This is a genomic window from Pseudomonas sp. S2_F07 (assembly GCF_054668325.1).
The window spans coordinates 1,361,154-1,381,282 of record NZ_CP162758.1; the positions used below are offsets into that span (position 1 = coordinate 1,361,154).

Here is a 20,129-nt window from a genome sequence, read left to right on the forward strand (position 1 = left end):
AACTACAAGAGTGAATATTGCGATGAACCTGCCCTCCCCGATCCGCGTCGCCCTGGTCGACGATCACTCCCTGGTCCGCGACGGCATCAAGGCACTGCTGGCCGTGATGTCGCCCCTGGAAATGGTCGGCGAAGCGGAAAACGGCGCCGAGGCCATCGAAATGGTCGGACGCTGCCAGCCCGACCTGCTGCTGGTCGACATCAGCCTGCCAGACATGAACGGCCTGGAACTGACCCGCGTGCTGCGCAGCCAGTACCCGTCGCTCAAGGTGCTGGTGCTGAGCATGTACGACAATTACGAATACGTGAGCGAGTCGGTGCGCTCCGGCGCCAGCGGCTACGTGCTGAAGAACGCCCCGTCCCGGGAAATCATCGCCGCCATCGAAGCCATCACCAGCGGCGGAACCTTCTACAGCGCCGAAATCGCCCAGCGCCTGATCGCCGACCGCAACACCGACAACGAACTGACCCCGAGGGAAAGCCAGGTCCTGTCGAAGATGGCGCAAGGCTTGAACAACAAGGAAATGGCCCGGGAACTGGACATCAGCGTGCGCACGGTGGAAACCCATCGCCTGAGCATCCGGCGCAAACTCAACATCGACAAGCCGGCAGCGCTGGTCAAGTACGCCCTGGATCACGGCCTCATCTCCCGCTGACACCTGGAACCCTGTGTTCACTGCAAAAACCTGTGGGAGCGGGCTTGCCCGCGATAGCGTAGTACCAGGCACCATCAATGTTGAATGACACACCGCCATCGTCGGAACGCCGCCCGGAGCAAGCTCGCTCCCACAGGGATTAGCGAATCATCCATTGACTGCATCAATAGTCACCATTAACTCAATGAAGTTCTCTTAAAAAATCCACGGCGTAACATCTGCTCCATACCAACCCATAAGTACCCCGGAGCACACGATCATGAAACGCCAGACCCTCCTCAGCATCGCTTTCTCGGTTTTCGCAGTTAACGCTTTTGCCGCTACCTCTGCTCAACCTGTGGTCGCTGAAGGCGGCTCGGATCGTCTGATTGAAAGCCGTGTGGCCGAGGGCGGTTCCGACCGCCTGATCGAAAACCGCGTCGCTGCGGATGGCTCCGACAAGCTGATGCAGAACCGCGTCGCTGAAGGTGGCTCCGACAAACTGCTGCAGAACCGCGTCGCATAAACAAACCGCGTCACCACAACACCCAACAAAAACCCGGCCTGATCAGCCGGGTTTTTTCATGGTTTTTTTTAAACCGGCAGATCATCCGTTATCTACCAATGATTCAGGCTTTCAAAGCTTGGCAATGGAGACCTCCGTGGACTTGACGAAGGCAATCACCTCGCTGCCCACCTTCAACTCCAGGCTGCGCACCGAACGCGTGGTAATCACGGAAGTGACGATCCCGGAGGCGGTTTGCACGTCGATTTCGGAGACCACTTCGCCTTCGAATATTTCCTTGATGACGCCCTTGAACTGGTTACGGACGTTGATCGCTTTGATGGTCATGATAAGGCTTCCTGTCTGGCGTCGAGACCATCCGCATGGATGGGCATGACCTCAAGATGCACCGCATCAGCCAACACCAAAAGGAATATATAATTACATGTTTATATCTTATGAGAATATAAAAGACGCTTCATACAACCTGAAAATCCCTCACCAACAAGAACCAAAAAGAATTAACAAATAAAAATTCAGTATTTATCGTTATAAAAATAGAAGCGTACTCTCCAGTCATCCCGTCATTCATCACCACAGTGAAGTGCCCCATGAATCCGACTGACAACCTCATCGATTTCGCCAGCTACCGCAAACGCAAACAAGCTCAGCAACGGGCACGGGCCATGTGGGAGATGTACGCACGCAACGCCGGACTACAGGCATTGCAGTGGGTTCAGGCGTCTCGGTCTACCGAGACACGTCAGGCGTGAACGCGTACGAACCCTCGCGCTTTCTGATAAGCGCGGACGAGCCTGTGCTGGATCTGAACAATCCGGAAGAGGACCCGATCTGCGAACGAGTCGGACAAAACCTGCTGCGTCTGCGCAGCAAGCGCCATCTGTCCCTTGATGCCCTGGCCCGACAGTGCGGCGTGAGCCGCGCCATGCTGGCGCAAATCGAATCGGGGCGCAGTGTGCCGTCCATCAAGGTGCTGTGCAAAATAGCCAAAGGCTTGAAGGTATCGGTGGCGGCGTTTCTGGAACATCGGGCCTTCGAAGGTGTGGCCCTATTGTCGGCGAGCCAGAGCAAACGCCTGGTCAGCGCCAACGGCGCTTTTGTCAGCCGCGCCCTGTTCCCCTTTGACGTGGCGCGCCAATCGGAATTCTACGAGCTGCGCCTGAGCGCGTTGGGAGAGGACCAGTCGCAGGGCCATGGCCCTGGTGTCCAGGAAAACCTGGTGGTGGCGCAGGGTGTCCTGGAAATCAGCGTCAACGATGAACGTTACCTGCTATCCACGGGGGACTCGATCCTGTTTTACGCCGACCAGCCCCACCGCTATCGCAACCCCGCCGACAGTGAGGCCGTGGCCTATCTTGTGGTGACCTACCCCGAACGCCTGGACTGATACCGCCTTCTTGTAGGAGCGAGCCTGCTCGCGATGGGCTCAAGGCTGACGCGTTTTTTCAGAAAACCCGCGTCATCGTTGACGTCCATCGCGAGCAGGCTCGCTCCTACAGGTACAGGTACAGTGCAGGGATCAGCAGGTGCAGCACATCAGCGGCATGCCGTTGCAGCTCATCATCATCGGCATGCTGCAGTCGTTCATCATTTTCATCATCAGGGCACAGCAGTTTTTCATCATGTCCATGTTCATGCCGGCCATCGGCATGATTTTGCACATCATGCAGTCCGCCATGAGCGTGCATTCCATCACGCACTTCATCGACGGCATCGGCATGCCCATCACCGGCATCGACATCATCATGTTCATCATCGGCATGGCCATGCTCGCCGGGGACATGCACATCATGCTCATGTTGCCGCAGTGCATCATCATCGGCATGCCGCAGTTCATCATCAACTGCATCATTTCAGCGCTGTTCCTGAACATGGCCATGTCCATGCCAGCGGCCGGCATCATCTTGCACATCATGCCGTCGTCCATCATGTCGCAGGACATGGTCGCCATCATCATCGGCATGCCCATCATCGACATCATTGGCATGTTGGCGTTCATCGGCATTTGCATCTGCATGGCATTCATCATGGTGTTGTTCCCTAAAGGACTGGATAATTGGACGAAGCTGATGGAGGCGGATTCTAGGGAATCGGCCGAGCGCGACAAGCTGGCGATCAAACAGCCAAAGTCGATGTCGCGACAGGCTTAACGAGGCAGGCAGGAGGATTATTTCTGCTGTGACGAACGATCCGATTCGATCACGGACAAGGTAAAAAACATGACGCGGATTATTCGGTTATGGATATGCAGATTGCATCTATTCAAATACCGTAAAGAAATAAACGTTCTAACCGGTGTAGCAATCTTTCCCAGCTGGTTGAGTTGAAGTTCGTCGGAACGCCGCCCGGAGCAAGCTCGATCCCGTAAAGAACACCGAATCATCCATTGACTGCGTCGATAGTCACCATTGATTCAATGAAGTTCTCTTAAAAAATCCACGGCGTAACATCTGCTCCATACCAACCCATAAGTACCCCGGAGCACATGATCATGAAACGCCAGACCCTCCTCAGCATCGCTTTCTCGGTTTTCGCAGTTAACGCTTTTGCCGCTACGTCTGCTCAACCTGTGGTCGCTGAAGGCGGCTCGGATCGTCTGATTGAAAGCCGTGTGGCAGAGGGTGGTTCCGACCGCCTGATCGAGAATCGTGTGGCCGAAGGTGGCTCTGACAAACTGCTGCAGAACCGCGTCGCTGAAGGTGGCTCTGACAAGCTCCTGCAAAACCGCGTCGCTGAAGGTGGTTCCGACAAGCTCCTGCAAAACCGCGTCGCTGAAGGCGGCTCGGATCGTCTGATCCAGAATCGCACTGCCTGAATAAATTGCTTTACTACCGCCCCACAAAAAAACCGGCCTGATCAGCCGGTTTTTTTGTAATGGTCAGCCTGGCGGAGGACTGAGATCCTCAGGCCAGAGTAGGGGCAGTCTCATCCCTGCTTGCCCGCTGAGCATCCAGCAGCACATCCAGAGTGGTGAGAAACAGGTCATGACTCATGATCCCGGTGCACAGCGTTGACAGCATCTGATTCCCGGCTGCGTCTTTTAGAGTGACCTTTTCACTCCAGGCATTTAAATCAATTGAAGCAAGGGTCGACACCGGGACTTTACGTCCTTCAACTTCCAGAAACTCGCGTGTCACAATAATCGGTTGTGTAACGACATTCAGGAAGTCCCCCGAGACTCGCTTGCGCCAGACCTGCCCGGTCGGCACATACTTGAAAGTCACTGCGCAGTCAGACTCAAGCTTGTTCATCACAACCGGCAGACACTCGCGAACATGCAACTCACGCACCAGTTGCTGGAATTCCTGAAAGCCTTTCAACGTCTCGATGACGCGATGAAATGGCTCACTTTCATTACGCCGATACGCCAGGTTGGTGATCAGGCCAGTGAATACGGTTTGCCCTGAACTGAACAGGTAAAGGTCTTCTATATCAGCAAACGCCGTATATTGTTGCTGCTTACCACTGACAGCAACAATGCCGTGTTCGTAAACCTCATAATGGGTTCCGCGCAACTTCTTCTGCCACGGATAAAGCCCGAAGAAGACCGCCGAAATGACGACCAGCAGGCCACTGACTGAATAGATCAACAACTGCGGGTTGGAACCACGACTGGTATTCGCCCCGGAACTGGCCACCGGCAGTAGGGTACCCAGGTACAACACAAATCCCGCCATACAGAACAGGCCGATTGCGAGCAACAGCAAGAAGACCAGAAAGCCTTTGCCGTGACGGAAGGTGGAGATCAGTTGACCTGTCACCGTTGAAGCGGGTGTCCTTGACGTGGTCAAACTGGCTGGTGTTGAAGTTCAGCCGGTTCGCCGCGGCGTCGTAGCGGAATTCTTCGCTGTCGATCAGCTGGCCGGTGTCGCGGCTGTGCAGTTGGCCGTTGGCTTCGTATTCGTACTTGATCTCGCCGCGCAGTTTGTCGAGGGTACGGGTCAACTCGCCGGCCGGGTCGTACTGGTGGCGGCGGTGGATCGGGTTGTAGGCGTGCTCGACCAGCAGGTCGGGCTGGATGCCGGGGTTGTGCAGGCGCGAGAGTTTTTCCGCCGGCAGGCGCGAGGCGAACTGCCAGCTCTTGCGGCCCAGGGCGTCGTAGCCGAAGCAGCTGGTGAGCGTGCCCTGGGTGCGCAGGACTTCGCGGTGCAGGTCGTCGCGCTCGATGTCGCTGATCAGTTGGCCGTCGAGGTTGAGTTGGTGCAGGTGGCCGCTGCCGTAATACAGGTGATTGAGGTGTTGGCCGGTGGGCAGCGTCAACGTGGTGAGGTTGCTCAGTGGATCGTATTCGTAGGACAAGGCGCCTTGCGCTGTCTTCTCCTGGATCAGCCTGCCGAGCAGGTCGTAGGCGAATTCGAGCGTTTCTTCGCTGACACCCAGTTGCTTACCCTGCGCGGTCGGCAGGCGCTGGATCGACAGCAGGCGATCAGCGTCGTCATACACATAATCCTGACGGGCATCGGCATTGAGTCTGGCCAGCAACCGGCCAATGCGGTCGCGCTCGAATTCGGTGCGGCGTTGTGGCCGCTCGCCGCGTTCGCCGTAGCCGGTTTCATCGACCTGGGTCAGATGTCCGCCGAGGTTGTAGCTGAAGCGCCGGGTCAGGTTGTCGATGCGTTTTTCTTCGATCAACCGGTCGCACGCATCGTAGGCGAACTGGTACGCCGCGTTGTTTTCATTGATCAGCGCGGTCAGGCGAATCGCCAGGTCGTATTCGTAGCGGATGCGCTGGCCCTTGGCGTCCTGGCGGCTGCTCGGCAGGCCACGGGCGGTGCGCAGCAGGCGCGTGGTCTGGCCTTTGCCGTCGGTGTGCGTCAGCACTTGGCCGAGGGCGTTGTAGGTGAACGATTCGGCGCTGCCGTCCGGGTGGCGGATGCGCAGCACTTCGCCGTCGGGCTTGCGCTCCAGCGTGGTGGTCTGACCCAGCGCGTCGGTGACGGCGACCAGATGCTGGCGCTCGTCGAAGCGGTAGGTGGTGTTTTTACCCGAGCAATCCTGGAAGCGCTCGACCTGGGCCAGGGTGTTCCACCACAGGTATTTGGACTTGTGGGTTGCATCGATGATGGTGTGCGGCAGGCCGTCGTCGCCGTTGAGGTATTCGGCAGTGTGACCGAGGGCGTCGACTTCGGCGATGAGGTTTCTTTTGGGGTGCGCCAGGCCCTGTAGTCGGGGTAATTCATCTGGATGTCGCAGGCCATAGTATTTTTTCAGGCGAATTTAAGCTTTGAATTTAGATTCTTTTATCAATACATCACTTCGTGATTGTGTATCTTCCAGAAATATAGAAATCCACGTATCCATCACCTCAAAAACATCTATACCCAATTCCGGCTCCATGGGTTGCTCATGCCACCAGATAACACCTTTATCATCCGCATGATTATTTATATCGACAGCTAAATAATCCCCGCCCCCATTAGAAAAAATTGTGACCCAGTTTGCTGCGAAGCTCGTTTCTTCTTCATCAATTAAATCTGCCACACATGAAAAGTCTTCGATCTTTTGAGGCCCCATTGATTGCGCGGGAAAAAAAGTGAAGCCATTGTGTACATGCAAATAGAAATCCGACAACCTACCCGCAATCAGATTGATCTTATCTGACTTCAATGGACAGCTACTTAGTGGCAACCCGCCGACATAGTAATAAAGACCACTAGCATCATGGAAGACATATAACAATTCAACTTTCTCGCCACCCAAGACAAACGTGCCGACCAAGCATGTATCTAGCAAGGACAACACCCAAGGCATTTTACCAGCAAAAGAATTCCATGCTGTGGGAAACTTAGGTTTCTCAGAAAAAACAGCACCAAACTCTTTCCACTCCGCAGGAATAATTACATTCACGGGCAATTCATTCGGCGAAAAATACACATCACGACCGACAAAAGAAGTTTTAACTTGCTCTACCACGCATTCCAATGTAATCACTTTCGACTCCTTCTAAGGCAAAAGGCTATAAATTTTTTCCTGCAGTTCAACTTCGAGCTTCGCCGCACGCTCCATCATACTACGTCTAAAGGCAGGATCAACATCCACATTTCCTTTTTTGTAGCGCGTCCATTGTTCGTATGTCTTAGCCCCCCTTGAAGTATTTGCAGTTTCGCTCAAGGGCGAAAAATTCGGCTTATGATTTAATACTTCCAGCTGATTACCAAAGGAAAGTTTGTTAAAACCATCCATTTCCGTAATTTGCTTCATGGGAACGATGTGGTCCGCATGTAAAAGGAAAAAGGGGGCAGATTTATTTACTTCAAAATAAATCTCCCCCCTTTTCCGTCGTCCCTTTTCCAGTCCCCTTTTCCCCTGTCCCCTTTTCCGTTCCTTTTCCGCTCTATCCACCAAAATCAAATAACGACTATTTTGTTTTTAAAGAAACCAACAGGCCAATGACCGGAATAATATAATCTGATTATTGTCAACCATCGATCACCAAGCCCGTAATAACTTTCGGACACATATTGCCTAAAGGCAAAACACACCCCATTTCTTGCAGCAAGGCTAAAATCATGCGGCGCACAAATGAATTTGCTCTTGTCAAGATTTTTAGTAGCGGCCATTACTGCCTTATTCGCTTTAATCCTCATGGCGACCAAGTCCGATGGTGGCTTAGGTATCTCATAAAACGGATCAGGTTGAGTTGGGGATGTGGGCAACCATTCAACACCATCATAACACCCATAAAACTCAGACTCAGATGGTTCCACGAAAACCTTTCGAACGCTTTCTATATATATATAATTATCATCTTTAGGCCCACGACCTCCCATGTTAGAAAAAAACTCAAACCCTTCTATCTTTCTACACTCCTCATCAATATCAATCATATTACAATCTCAAATCAGTTATTGTACCAAGTGGCAGAGCTTTTCTTCCTTGTTGAATCGTGCTCCTTAGAACCCCACCTGCGGCATGCGGAACTGGAATCCCAGGCAAAGAGTGATTAGGCAACGTGCCATGTGTCGGCATCAGATTCCACCACTTGTTCGCGCCACCACTTTCCAAAGGTACGATGTGATGGGGAGTTGCACCAGATGGCCATACTCTACCGGTGTTAGCTTCCCATTGTTTCATCAAATAGTTCTGACTACCCACAAATTCTTTCCGTGCCATCTGATTCTGAAACACAGTACGTCGCTGAACAACGGGTAGATTTCCTCTCAAAATTTGAGCTTGTTTGGCGGTGATTTCACCTCCAGCAGATGCGACTTTGTTCGCATCATTTACTACCCTTTCATGAAGAGACGAACATGCTAATCCTAATGGATCGATCCAACCTAAAGGGTTACTCCCATACTGATAGAGATTATCTCCGCCCAACAGCCCAATCGGATCCTGCGTAACAAACCGCCCCACCTCCGGATCGTAATACCGAAACGTGTTGTAGTGCAGCCCCGTCTCGTCATCGAAATACTGCCCCTGAAACCGCAAATTCTGCTCGATGTCATTGACCGCCAGCTTTTCAACCGCCCCCCAAGCCTTGTACGTCGCCTGCCAGACAATGCTCCCGTCCGCGTCCGTCATCTCCAGCGGCGTACCAATCTGATCAGTATGGAAGTAATAAAGCTGCTGCTCTTCACCCTCTGCCTGATCCACCCGCGCCAAGGGCGCATAACTCCCCGGCTCATACAGGTACAGACTGCTCTGCCCCGGTCGCTCCTCACGCAACATCCGCAGGCCTTGCCACAAAAAGTGCTTATGCTCGGTCTTGCCGTTGACCTCTGAAACCTTGGCAACCCGCCGCCCCAGGCTGTCGTACCGATAAGAACCGGTACTTTCCAGCTTGCCGTTGACCAGCGTCTCGGCCTTGACCAAGCGATTCTCACAGTCATAAACAAACGTCTGCAGCGTGCCCGTGCCGCTGCGTTTTTCAATCAGGTTGCCCCAGGCATCGTAGGCATATTCCTGGTCCCGCCAGCGCTTCAGGCGGTTGTCTTTGACGTGATCAAACTGGCTGGTGTTGAAGTTCAGCCGGTTCGCCGCGGCGTCGTAGCGGAATTCTTCGCTGTCGAGCAACTGGCCGGTGTCGCGGCTGTGCAGTTGGCCGTTGGCTTCGTACTCGTACTTGATCTCGCCGCGCAGTTTGTCGAGGGTACGGGTCAACTCGCCGGCCGGGTCGTACTGGTGGCGGCGGTGGATCGGGTTGTAGGCGTGCTCCACCAGCAGGTCGGGCTGGATACCGGGGTTGTGCAGGCGCGAGAGTTTTTCCGCCGGCAGGCGCGAGGCGAACTGCCAGCTCTTGCGGCCCAGGGCGTCGTAGCCGAAGCAGCTGGTGAGTGTGCCCTGGGTGCGCAGGACTTCGCGGTGCAGGTCGTCGCGCTCGATGTCGCTGATCAGCTGGCCGTCGAGGTTGAGTTGGTGTAGGTGGCCGCTGCCGTAATACAGGTGATTGAGGTGTTGGCCGGTGGGCAACGTCAGGGTGGTGAGGTTGCTCAGTGGGTCGTATTCGTAGGACAAGGCGCCTTGCGCCGTGGTCTCCTGGATCAGCCTCCCGAGCAGGTCGTAGGAGAACTCCAGCGTTTCTTCGCTGACACCAATTTGCTTGCCCTGCGCGGTCGGCAGGCGCTGGATCGACAGCAGGCGATCAGCGTCGTCATACACGTAATCCTGACGGGCATCGGCATTGAGTTTGGCCAGCAACCGGCCAATGCTATCGCGTTCGAATTCGGTGCGGCGTTGTGGCCGTTCACCGCGTTCGCCGTAGCCGGTTTCATCGACCTGGGTCAGATGCCCGCCCAGGTTGTAGCTGAAACGCCGGGTCAGGTTGTCGATGCGTTTTTCTTCGATCAACCGGTCGCACGCATCGTAGGCGAACTGGTACGCCGCGTTGTTTTCGTTGATCAGCGCCGTCAGGCGAATCGCCGGGTCGTATTCGTAGCGGATGCGCTGGCCTTTGGCGTCCTGGCGGCTGCTCGGCAATCCTCGGGCGGTGCGTAGCAGGCGCGTGGTCTGGCCTTTGCCGTCGGTATGGCTGAGCACCTGGCCGAGGGCGTTGTAGGTGAAGGACTCGGCGCTGCCGTCCGGATGATTGATGCGCAGCACTTCGCCGTCGGGTTTGCGTTCCAGCGTGGTGGTCTGGCCCAGCGCGTCGGTGACGGCGACCAGATGCTGGCGCTCGTCGAAGCGGTAGGTGGTGTTTTTACCCGAGCAATCCTGGAAGCGCTCGACCTGGGCCAGGGTGTTCCACCACAGGTATTTGGACTTGTGGGTTGCATCGATGATGGTGTGCGGCAGGCCGTCGTCGCTGTTGAGGTATTCGGTTTTATTGCCCAGGGCGTCGACTTCGGCGATCAAGTTGCCCTTGGCATCGTAGCGGGCTTGCCAGGTGCTGCCGTCCAGGAAGGTCGTTTCTGTGACCAGCGTAGTGCCGAGGTGGTACTTGTATTTGATCTTGCGACCCAGTGGGTCGGTTTCTTCAAGCAAACGCGAAAAGTCGTCGTACTTGAACCCCAACCGGTTGTCATCCGGCAGCTTGAGACCGGTCATGTTGCCGGCTTCGTCGAGGTCGATGGCGTACTGCTCACCGCCGAAGTCGCGAAAATGGATTCGTTCAATTATTAATCATTTTTAGCGTGAATTGTAAGAACGCGCTTGCACAGCATTTTTAGATTAAAGAGGAAAGTGGCTTAAGAAAACCTTAAGCCACTCTAGAGATAAAATTTTAAAGAACGGCACAAACCCCACTAGTTTTTGACTACCAATGAACAACCAAACACATCCATGAAATGCTGCGCCACCAGTACAACGGAGCGCTGCACCGTTTACATACAAACATCAGAGAGCGGTTTTTTTCCACTTATCACCACTTTTTGTTTCTTTTTTCACTATCAGCCAACCATTTCCAGTATCTTTTAGAACAAACTTATATACAGCCTTTAGCCTAGCCATCTGCTCGACAACCACAGCGTAATTTTTACCTTCTTGAACAGGCTTGTTTATTACATCCCTCTCTGGATCATAAGTCGGAGGAGACCCACAACCGAGATCTACAAGCCTAGCCCAGCTTCGCTCATCTGACACAGAAAACCTGGTTAAAACCTTCTTAAGCTCGAGTTCATACTTTTTATCACAGTCAGAGGTATTTTTTTCCGCATCGATCAGGCTCATTTGCTCATCGCGAAAAGCCGTCTCCCAATCTCGCATTTCTGACATAAAGCCTTTCAACGCCTCAACCACCGAAACTTCTTTTTCCATAACAAACTCCTACCAAGCACAACAATACAATTGCGAACAGCAGAATAAAAACCAGAAATCCTTTGCCGTGACGGAAGGTGGAGATCAGCTGACCTGTCACCGTTGAAGCGGCTGTGGATGATTGCTGCCTGAGATGAGTACTTCCCTAGTGGTTGGTTTTATAAAACATCGTAATCCAGACCGGTGTTAGTGAAAAAAGCGGAAAATGACAATCATTGTCCGCCTCGCTGTGCAGGTCATCGCGATACCTGTCACAGCTCCTCTGGCCTTCGATTTTACAGGTCGATCTCAGATTCGTCCTTTAACCCCTCAACAAAAGCGTCAAACGAACTTGCGAGCCAACGATAGGCCTTTGCATGATTGGCGGCATAACTACTATTCGAATCAAAGGAATCAGTTGCGTAAAAACACACATCACCATCAGTCAAATCCAGACAGAAAAAGTTACCACCATCGTCAGTCGCAAACGGCAGCAATGTTTTAGGTATCACATTTTTAGAGGTCATCACAGCATAACAGCCGCTTAAATATTTTGTCTCTGCAGCATCCAAAGCACCACTAGCTGCAACTGCTTTAAATTTCTTTAATCGAACAGGCTCATATTCATCACCACTATCCCACCAATCTCTATCTGCAACCCCACCACTATGAGTTAAATAAAAATTTTTAAAGCCTTCAGGCAATGTATGCCCTATCTCATCCTCCAGTAAACTGAGATCAGAGCTATTCACTTTCGGATCGGACTTCGACATTTTCAGTACACCCATCATTGTCTCCTTACTAACAAGTTGTAGAGGCAGCTTTCGGAGTCCGCCCATTCAGCCGGCGGCGTCGTAGCGGAATTCGTCGCTGTCGAGCAACTGACCGATGTCGCGGCTGTGCAGTTGGCCGTTGGCTTCGTACTCGTACTTGATCTCGCCGCGCAGTTTGTCGAGGGAGCGGGTCAACTCGCCGGCCGGGTCGTATTGGTGACGGCGGTGGATCGGGTTGTAGGTGTGCTCGACCCGCAGGTCGGGCTGGATGCCGGGGTTGTGCAGGCGCGAGGCGAACTGCCAGCTCTTGCGACCCATGGCGTCGAAGCCGAAGCATCTGAAGCGACTGAGATCAAATTCCCAGCCACTTAATTAGATAAAACTCATGGAATTTTAGCCAACTCCTTTTCAATCTTGCTTGTATTATTAATATCTCCACCTTTATCCACGTAGGCGTGCCAAGCTGGAACTGCCTTCTTGAATAGCTCGAGGCATTGAGAAGTGACATCTGATTTTTTTATAACCAAATCCATCTTCAAATTACCATCACTATCAAATGGCTCCTTATAAATAAGACCACGCACCTTAAGGAAACTCATTAGAACTGTATACCGCACAACTATCTGCCTCTGATATTCGGCGCTTTTATTTCTAGACATTAGCATCGGTATGCTGCACAAAGTAAAATCCAAATCACTCATTACCAAACTCCTATTACCTTGCACGAATCACTGTCGACACATCAGTTACTTCAATCAATTTTTTGGTACCCGGCTCGCGCACAAAAACTCCACCCGCCTCTCGAATTCTCATTTCTTTTTCCAGCTGCGCAAATTTCGAAGCGGTCAAACTTGTAATTTCTTTCGCCGTGCCGGAGCCATCAGCATTCTTAACAACAAAATCAACTCGACGCCCCTCACCGGTTAACGGGTCCTTGACTATTTTCCCCTCAGCATTACGTAGATACCTTTCGCCGAGAACATTTTTCTTACCGTAACGTTTCTCGAATATTGCTTTGGCTCTAGCCTCTCGAGCAGAGCCAGCCACTTTGTTTGGTATGCATTCCCATCCCCACGGATCAGTCCATGCAGTCGTGTTTGGAGCATAGCTGTAGAGATTGTAACCCCCAAACAATCCTATTGGATCCTGCGTTACAAACCGCCCCACCCCCGGATCGTAATACCGAAACGTGTTGTAGTGCAGCCCCGTCTCATCGTCAAAATACTGCCCCTGAAACCGCAGATTCTGCTCGACATCATTGACCGCCAGCCTTTCAACAGCCCCCCAAGCCTTGTACGTCGCCTGCCAGACAATCTGCCCTTCACGGTCAGTCATCTCCAACGGAGTACCAATCTGATCGGTATGGAAGTAATAGAGCTGCTGCTCTTCCCCCTCTGCCTGATCCACCCGGGCCAACGGCGCATAACTCCCCGGCTCATACAGGTACAGACTGCTCTGCCCCGGACGCTCCTCCCGCAGCATGCGCAGGCCTTGCCATAAGAAGTGTTTCTGCTCGGTCACGCCATTAACAACAGACTGTTTGCCAACCCGTCGCCCCAAACTGTCATACCGATACGCACCGGTACTTTCCAGCTTGCCATTAACCAACGTCTCAGCCCGCACCAAGCGATTTTCACAGTCATACACAAACGTCTGCAGCGTGCCCATGCCACTGCGCTTTTCAACCAGGTTGCCCCACGCATCGTAGGCATATTCCTGGTCCCGCCAGCGTTTAAGGCGGTTGTCCTTGACGTGATCAAACTGGCTGGTGTTGAAGTTCAGCCGGTTCGCCGCGGCGTCGTAGCGGAACTCTTCGCTGTCGATCAGCTGCCCGGTGTCGCGGCTGTGCAGTTGGCCTTTGCCGTCGGTGTGCGTCAGTACCTGGCCGAGGGCGTTGTAGGTGAATGATTCGGCGCTGCCGTCCGGATGATTGATGCGCAGCACCTCGCCGTCGGGTTTGCGTTCCAGCGTGGTGGTCTGACCCAGCGCATCAGTAACGGCGACCAGATGCTGGCGCTCGTCGAAGCGGTACGTGGTGTTTTTACCCGAGCAATCCTGGAAACGTTCGACCTGGGCCAGGGTGTTCCACCACAGGTATTTGGACTTGTGGCTGGCGTCCATGATTGCAATAGAGGAAGCGGCTGAGACAACATTGGTAGCCACTTGTTTTGCGTTAGGTTATAAAAGAGCGAGCAACAGCGAGCACTGACGCTGAGAAATTAAGGCAAAAAAACGTACTCAACCGTAAAAATAGTCAAAAAATCTTTCAAAGTTCTCTTCACCTAGTAGAGGAGAGATTTCATCATTCACTCTCGCAACAAATAATGAGCTCAATCCGTCATCATCAGAAATCTCAAAAATATTAAACTCGCCATACACAATCTCAACTAACTTCGCCAACGCAAAAACAAAATCAGCTAGCGAATCTGAAACTTTAAATGGGGCAACCGCACTACAACTTGCATAAACCGGAGTGTTCTTGACATTTGTTACTGCAATAGCTGGCTTTCCGCCACCAGAATCATCCATTATGACTACAAAAGCGTGGCCCCACTCATTGTTTAACTTGACAGCCGACTCCCCACCAACCCACTTATAGCCGACTTGACCTTTCTCAATCGAGTCAAGACTGAAAAGCTTTAACGGGGTAAATCCTGTTTCGATTTTGACATCCACCGGCTCATAATCATTGTAAAAATCCTCCAACTCAACTGAGCGACCAAGAGTTGAAGGCCACTTCGCGCCAACTTGAGCACGCGACTGAAAACCACCTGACAGGTTATATTTATTATGGACTCTCGCCAACTCAGCCGCTGCATGTCCTATACCATTCATAGCCTTCTCCAAAACGTAAATTATTAACCACAGGAACCTAACTTCGCTACATTTTTGACACGATCGATTAAGCGTCCCGCCCCTGCGTTTGTTTAATAAGGGTTGTGGATGGTCAAGAGTTTGTCCTCCGGCAGGCGCGACGCGAACTGCCAACTCCTGCGCCCATGGCGTAGGAGCTGAGGCAACTGGTGAACGCGCCCCTGAGTGCGTAGAACTTCTGCGGTGCGGGTCATAACGCTGCTGTCAGCATTTAGAGCGAAGGCATTAAAAATGCTCATCAGGATGGGCATTTTTCAAGTGCGAAAAAGCCGACTTCATCGTCATCTACACTCACCTCTAAGTCAGTCCAATCCAAAATCATCCCACGGTGCATATACATAACCTTCATCGATAGCCATAAAATTAAGACCGCTAAGCTTCCTAGACTCGAACTCTTGTTTAAATCTTGAAGAACAAACCATCTGTTTGATTTCCTCACAATAGAACAAATCATAGTCAACATTGCTTTTCATGACGAATGAATCAATACGCTCATACACAGGACCGGGAGCTCGATCTTCCTTGGGCCTCAGTAAACCGTCATCCGTCAGGTCATAAACAGATTCTTCTTGACTCAACACCCATGCTCTAGCTTTTATACAAAAAAAACTATATTTTTTCTCAGGGCTCTTTCCATCTTCCAGTATGACTTCCGCGGGAATTGTCAAAAAATCCGTCTCAAGAGACTCACACAACTCTACAAAATCAACTGAAGCCAGATAATCATTTATCAGAACATCGACTTTTAGCTCTTCAGTATCAGCCTTTACGCTGTAGGCTTTGGCGAAGCTTTTAATATCAGGACTAGCAACTGGGAGATCAAAAACAGGTAAATCTGGAGTCCATATCATCTCAAAAAAATAAGGGATATTTTCCCCATTGGCGTCACCACTCACAACATAAAACTTTTTCATAGTTAATCTCACAAAAGCCCGCCAGTCGCAGGATTGACTTTAAAGGTGCCATTTTGCAGGCCGGCCCTAGCCCAATCTTGAACATTTTTAATGCCGAGAACCAATTGAGTATCACTCAAAGATGGTGCCAATTGGCTAAGGCGCTGGAGTTTTTCCCTAACAGCAGTTGTATATACTTTATGGTTGGTCCAATGCCCGGGAAGATCTATATTTTTGACAGCTTCTTTGCCAGGGAGAAATATGCCGTTAGATGCGCCATCTCCATTGAAACCCATAGATTTCAGTCTATTAAACATAGGCTGGAACGATGGGACTTTCATCAGCTCTTCGGGAATCAAGTGGTGATTTGCCATCCCATCGCCAGATCTCGCCCCCATCGACCTTCCTAGAGCGCTGGAGCACCATCCCAGAGGGTCTATCCAAACAGTTGAGTTTATTGCATAACCATACAGATTGACCCCACCCAACAACCCAATCGGATCCTGCGTAACAAACCGCCCCACCTCCGGATCGTAATACCGAAACGTGTTGTAGTGCAGCCATGTCTCATCGTCAAAATACTGCCCTTGAAACCGCAGGTTCTGCTCGACGTCATTAACGTGTAGACGCTCAACCGCCCCCCAAGCCTTGTACGTCGCCTGCCAGACAATGCTCCCGTCCGCGTCCGTCATCTCCAGCGGCGTACCAATCTGATCGGTATGGAAGTAATAGAGCTGCTGCTCTTCCCCCTCTGCCTGATCCACCCGCGCCAACGGCGCATAACTCCCCGGCTCATACAGGTACAAACTGCTCTGCCCCGGTCGCTCCTCACGCAACATCCGCAAGCCTTGCCACAAGAAGTGCTTCTGCTCGGTCTTGCCGTTGACCTCTGAAACCTTGGCAACCCGTCGCCCCAAACTGTCATACCGATACGAACCGATACTTTCCAGCTTGCCGCTGACCAACGTCTCAGCCCGCACCAACCGATTTTCACAGTCATATCGAAACGTCTGCAGCGTGCCCATGCCACTGCGCTTTTCAACCAGGTTGCCCCACGCATCGTAGGCATATTCCTGGTCCCGCCAGCGTTTAAGGCGGTTGTCCTTGACGTGGTCAAACTGGCTGGTGTTGAAGTTCAGCCGGTTCGCCGCGGCGTCGTAGCGGAACTCTTCGCTGTCGATCAGTTGCCCGGTGTCGCGGCTATGCAACTGGCCGTTGGCTTCGTATTCGTACTTGATCTCGCCACGCAGTTTGTCGAGGGTGCGGGTCAACTCGCCAGCCGGGTCGTACTGGTGACGGCGATGGATCGGGTTGTAGGCGTGCTCCACCAGCAGGTCGGGCTGGATGCCGGGGTTGTGCAGGCGCGAGAGTTTTTCCGCCGGCAGGCGCGAGGCGAACTGCCAGCTCTTGCGGCCCATGGCGTCGTAACCGAAGCAACTGGTGAGGGTGCCCTGAGTGCGCAGGACTTCGCGGTGCAGGTCGTCGCGCTCGATGTCGCTGATCAACTGGCCGTCGAGGTTGAGTTGGTGCAGGTGGCCGCTGCCGTAATACAGGTGATTGAGGTGTTGGCCGGTGGGCAACGTCAGGGTGGTGAGGTTGCTCAGTGGGTCGTATTCGTAGGACAAGGCGCCTTGCGCCGTGGTCTCCTGGATCAGCCTCCCGAGCAGGTCGTAGGAGAACTCCAGCGTTTCTTCGCTGACACCCAGTTGCTTGCCCTGCCCGGTCGGCAGGCGCTGGATCGACAGCAGGCGATCAGCGTCGTCGTACACGTAATCCTGACGGGCATCGCCATTGAGTTTGGCCAGCAGCCGGCCAATGCTGTCGCGCTCGAATTCGGTACGACGCTGTGGTCGTTCGCCGCGTTCGCCGTAGCCGGTTTCGTCGACCTGGGTCAGATGCCCGCCGAGGTTGTAGCTGAAGCGTCGAGTCAGGTTGTCGATGCGTTTTTCTTCGATCAACCGGTCGGACGCATCGTAGGCGAACTGGTACGCCGCGTTGTTTTCGTTGATCAGCGCGGTCAGGCGAATCGCCGGGTCGTATTCGTAGCGGATGCGTTGGCCCTTGGCGTCCTGGCGGCTGCTCGGCAATCCACGGGCGGTGCGCAGCAGGCGCGTGGTCTGGCCTTTGCCGTCGGTGTGCGTCAGTACCTGGCCGAGGGCGTTGTAGGTGAATGATTCGGCGCTGCCGTCCGGATGATTGATGCGCAGCACCTCGCCGTCGGGTTTGCGTTCCAGGGTAGTGGTCTGGCCCAGCGCGTCGGTGACGGCGACCAGATGCTGACGCTCGTCGAAGCGGTAGGTGGTGTTTTTACCCGAGCAATCCTGGAAGCGTTCGACCTGGGCCAGGGTGTTCCACCACAGGTATTTGGACTTGTGGGTCGCGTCGATGATGGTGTGCGGCAGGCCGTCGTCGCTGTTGAGGTATTCGGTTTTATTGCCCAGGGCGTCGACTTCGGCGATCAAGTTGCCCTTGGCGTCGTAGCGGGTCTGCCAGGTGCTGCCGTCGAGGAAGGTCGTTTCTGTGACCAGCGTAGTGCCGAGGTGGTACTTGTATTTGATCTTGCGACCCAGTGGGTCGGTTTCTTCAAGCAAACGCGAAAAGTCGTCGTACTTGAACCCCAACCGGTTGCCATCCGGCAGCTTGAGACCGGTCATGTTGCCCGCTTCGTCGAGGTCGATGGCGTACTGCTCACCGCCGAAGTCGCGACTGGCAATCACGCGGCGATCGTCGTTGTAGTGGATCTGCAGTTCGCGCCCCAGTGCGTCAGTGGCCCACGAGGTGCGCTGCTTGAAGTCGTAGCGGTAGTGAAAGTGTTCGCCATCGCTGGTCCAGTGCTCGACCACTCGCAACTGGTCATCAATGGTTTCCCAGCGGTAATGACAGCTCAGGCCCAGGGCGTTGCTGTGGCTGGCCATCACCCCATCGGCGTAGCTGAAACGGCGCATCGAATCGCTGTTGCGATTGATCACTTCGATGAGTTGGCCGTTGTCGTCATAGCGGTACTGCACCAGGGTTTCAACCGCCAGGTTGTCGACGACGCGCTTGACGTCGGTCAGGCGCCCCAGCGGGTTGTCATAGTGCAGATGCACCCGAACACCGCCAGTGGCGCTGATGTCGGTCAACCGGCCTTCTGTCGTACGGGTGAAATGCAGGTAATGCCCAAGGGCATTTTCCAGGCGCTGCAGCGGAACATCGCTGTTGTCGTCCGGCACCTCGCCGAAGTAGAAGAACAGGTTGTCGAGGGTTTGCAGCAGGTAGTGGCCGCCTTCGGTGCGGACCAGGTGGAGCTGCTCATAGGGGTTATAGATGCGATCGCCTGGCTCCACATCCACAAAGGGCACGCTGCGCCCCTGGTTATCCGTGAGGTAGACGAAGCTGCCGCTTCTGCGCAGGCTTTGCTCCCAAGGCAAGACCCAGCCTTTGCCGAGCACGCTGTCGACGGTCAGATCGCTGGCATAGAAGCGCGACCATTCAATCGGCATGAGCCCCGGCAGCGCAAAGTCGGTTTCTCCCGACTCGAGCAGCAGCTTGCGCCCGCTGGTAAGGTCGACGGGATTGCCGCTCAAACCCCCAATTGCGCGCTCAACGGCCGGACCGATGACAAAGCGACCGGCCAGATAGCTGCCCGCCACGGCCGCTCCAAACTTCAATGCGCAAGGCCCGGCCGCCTTCAGACCTTGTGCCATGCCCAGCCTGAAGATCGGACCAATTGCGCGGCCCATCGAGGCGACAATCATCAGCACGTCGACGGTGACCCGCAGCCAGCCGGGAATTTCTTCGTCGACATCGAGATAGCGCTCAGTTCCGCCGCCAATGAACACATTGTTCGAGCCGCTGGAGATCTTCGCGCCGCAAGTGAGTTTGTCACCCTTGCGCGAAGCCGCCACATTGTTGATGAAAACGTTGGATGAGCCTTCGGCGACCATTACCGGTGCTGGGTGTTTATCACAAATACCCATGCTCAATTTTGCGTGGGCGGCATTACGGCTATTGATGAACACATCCGTCGAGCAGCCTTCGAGCTTGATCCCCCCGGCGGGCGAACTCATTGCCGACCCTATGCTTTCGCCAATCATGGGGACGAAACTGGCAGCCAGCCCTACGGCAATCCCCAGCAGAATTCCGCCGAGCCCCGCCGTGCAGATCGTGAACGCGGCAGCCGTCGCAATCGCAAGCCCGATCACTGCGCCGGCGAGAAAGCCGCCGAGCGCACTGGTGTGTTCAATTTCATCGCCCCAACGCGCAGCTTCGAACAT

At 53.7% G+C, this 20,129-nt stretch carries 16 protein-coding genes and 5 pseudogenes; 5 read left to right on the plus strand and 16 right to left on the minus strand.

Annotated elements, in window-relative coordinates; translation table 11 throughout:
- Positions 1–22 precede the first annotated feature (22 nt).
- Both AB4O40_RS06075 and AB4O40_RS06080 read left to right on the plus strand, forming a co-directional pair.
- The gene (locus AB4O40_RS06075; RefSeq protein ID WP_056724176.1) at positions 23–655 is read left to right on the plus strand and encodes a response regulator; all 633 of its coding nucleotides are present in this window, start codon (positions 23–25) and stop codon (positions 653–655) included.
- Between the two features lie 259 nt (positions 656–914).
- Positions 915–1,157: pseudogene (locus AB4O40_RS06080) on the plus strand (hypothetical protein); the annotation flags it as partial.
- A gap of 114 nt (positions 1,158–1,271) precedes the next feature.
- Here AB4O40_RS06080 and AB4O40_RS06085 read toward each other — a convergent pair.
- Positions 1,272–1,487 carry a TOBE domain-containing protein gene (locus AB4O40_RS06085; RefSeq protein WP_056724180.1) on the minus strand — a complete coding sequence of 72 codons (216 nt, stop codon included), beginning with the start codon at positions 1,485–1,487 and terminating at the stop codon, positions 1,272–1,274.
- A 263-nt stretch (positions 1,488–1,750) separates the two neighbouring features.
- Between AB4O40_RS06085 and AB4O40_RS06090 the strand changes: the two genes are divergently transcribed.
- Positions 1,751–1,912 carry a hypothetical protein gene (locus tag AB4O40_RS06090; protein WP_177336468.1) on the plus strand — a complete coding sequence of 54 codons (162 nt, stop codon included), beginning with the start codon at positions 1,751–1,753 and terminating at the stop codon, positions 1,910–1,912.
- A gap of 53 nt (positions 1,913–1,965) precedes the next feature.
- Positions 1,966–2,547: a helix-turn-helix domain-containing protein gene (locus tag AB4O40_RS06095; RefSeq protein WP_409078793.1), complete on the plus strand. Its 582-nt coding sequence runs from the start codon at positions 1,966–1,968 to the stop codon at positions 2,545–2,547.
- A 132-nt stretch (positions 2,548–2,679) separates the two neighbouring features.
- Here AB4O40_RS06095 and AB4O40_RS06100 read toward each other — a convergent pair whose 3' ends face one another.
- The gene (locus tag AB4O40_RS06100) at positions 2,680–3,189 is read right to left on the minus strand and encodes a hypothetical protein (protein ID WP_082562944.1); all 510 of its coding nucleotides are present in this window, start codon (positions 3,187–3,189) and stop codon (positions 2,680–2,682) included.
- 462 nt (positions 3,190–3,651) lie between these two features.
- Between AB4O40_RS06100 and AB4O40_RS06105 the strand changes: the two genes are divergently transcribed.
- A complete protein-coding gene (locus tag AB4O40_RS06105) occupies positions 3,652–3,975 on the plus strand; it encodes a hypothetical protein (protein WP_056724204.1) in 324 nt (107 codons plus the stop codon).
- An 88-nt stretch (positions 3,976–4,063) separates the two neighbouring features.
- Here the strand turns inward: AB4O40_RS06105 and AB4O40_RS06110 are convergent, their stop codons facing one another.
- The 14 genes and pseudogenes from AB4O40_RS06110 to AB4O40_RS06175 form a co-directional block, all read right to left on the minus strand.
- A complete protein-coding gene (locus AB4O40_RS06110; protein WP_460055420.1) occupies positions 4,064–4,675 on the minus strand; it encodes a hypothetical protein in 612 nt (203 codons plus the stop codon).
- Between the two features lie 253 nt (positions 4,676–4,928).
- A pseudogene (locus AB4O40_RS06115) lies at positions 4,929–6,305 on the minus strand (type IV secretion protein Rhs); the annotation flags it as partial.
- Positions 6,306–6,377: 72 nt separating this feature from the next.
- Entirely contained in the window at positions 6,378–7,091 is a 714-nt protein-coding gene (locus tag AB4O40_RS06120; protein WP_056724005.1) for an SMI1/KNR4 family protein, read from the minus strand.
- Between the two features lie 12 nt (positions 7,092–7,103).
- Positions 7,104–7,361: a hypothetical protein gene (locus tag AB4O40_RS06125; protein ID WP_223542544.1), complete on the minus strand. Its 258-nt coding sequence runs from the start codon at positions 7,359–7,361 to the stop codon at positions 7,104–7,106.
- 146 nt (positions 7,362–7,507) lie between these two features.
- The gene (locus tag AB4O40_RS06130) at positions 7,508–7,987 is read right to left on the minus strand and encodes a hypothetical protein (protein WP_223542545.1); all 480 of its coding nucleotides are present in this window, start codon (positions 7,985–7,987) and stop codon (positions 7,508–7,510) included.
- Between the two features lie 414 nt (positions 7,988–8,401).
- A pseudogene (locus AB4O40_RS06135) lies at positions 8,402–10,697 on the minus strand (RHS repeat-associated core domain-containing protein); the annotation flags it as partial.
- A 237-nt stretch (positions 10,698–10,934) separates the two neighbouring features.
- Positions 10,935–11,354: an NTF2 fold immunity protein gene (locus AB4O40_RS06140; protein WP_056725177.1), complete on the minus strand. Its 420-nt coding sequence runs from the start codon at positions 11,352–11,354 to the stop codon at positions 10,935–10,937.
- A gap of 275 nt (positions 11,355–11,629) precedes the next feature.
- Positions 11,630–12,121 carry an SMI1/KNR4 family protein gene (locus tag AB4O40_RS06145; protein WP_056725175.1) on the minus strand — a complete coding sequence of 164 codons (492 nt, stop codon included), beginning with the start codon at positions 12,119–12,121 and terminating at the stop codon, positions 11,630–11,632.
- Between the two features lie 57 nt (positions 12,122–12,178).
- Positions 12,179–12,442: pseudogene (locus AB4O40_RS06150) on the minus strand (HNH/ENDO VII family nuclease); the annotation flags it as partial.
- A 47-nt stretch (positions 12,443–12,489) separates the two neighbouring features.
- Positions 12,490–12,807, minus strand: a complete 318-nt coding sequence (locus tag AB4O40_RS06155; RefSeq protein WP_056725172.1) for a hypothetical protein — start codon at positions 12,805–12,807, stop codon at positions 12,490–12,492.
- Positions 12,808–12,820: 13 nt separating this feature from the next.
- Positions 12,821–13,966 (minus strand): annotated as a pseudogene (locus tag AB4O40_RS06160) (RHS repeat domain-containing protein); the annotation flags it as partial.
- A gap of 378 nt (positions 13,967–14,344) precedes the next feature.
- A complete protein-coding gene (locus AB4O40_RS06165; protein ID WP_409079348.1) occupies positions 14,345–14,941 on the minus strand; it encodes a hypothetical protein in 597 nt (198 codons plus the stop codon).
- A 341-nt stretch (positions 14,942–15,282) separates the two neighbouring features.
- Complete coding sequence (locus AB4O40_RS06170; RefSeq protein WP_409079349.1) at positions 15,283–15,894, minus strand: hypothetical protein; 612 nt, start codon at positions 15,892–15,894, stop codon at positions 15,283–15,285.
- 8 nt (positions 15,895–15,902) lie between these two features.
- Entirely contained in the window at positions 15,903–20,129 is a 4,227-nt protein-coding gene (locus tag AB4O40_RS06175; protein WP_460055413.1) for an RHS repeat-associated core domain-containing protein, read from the minus strand.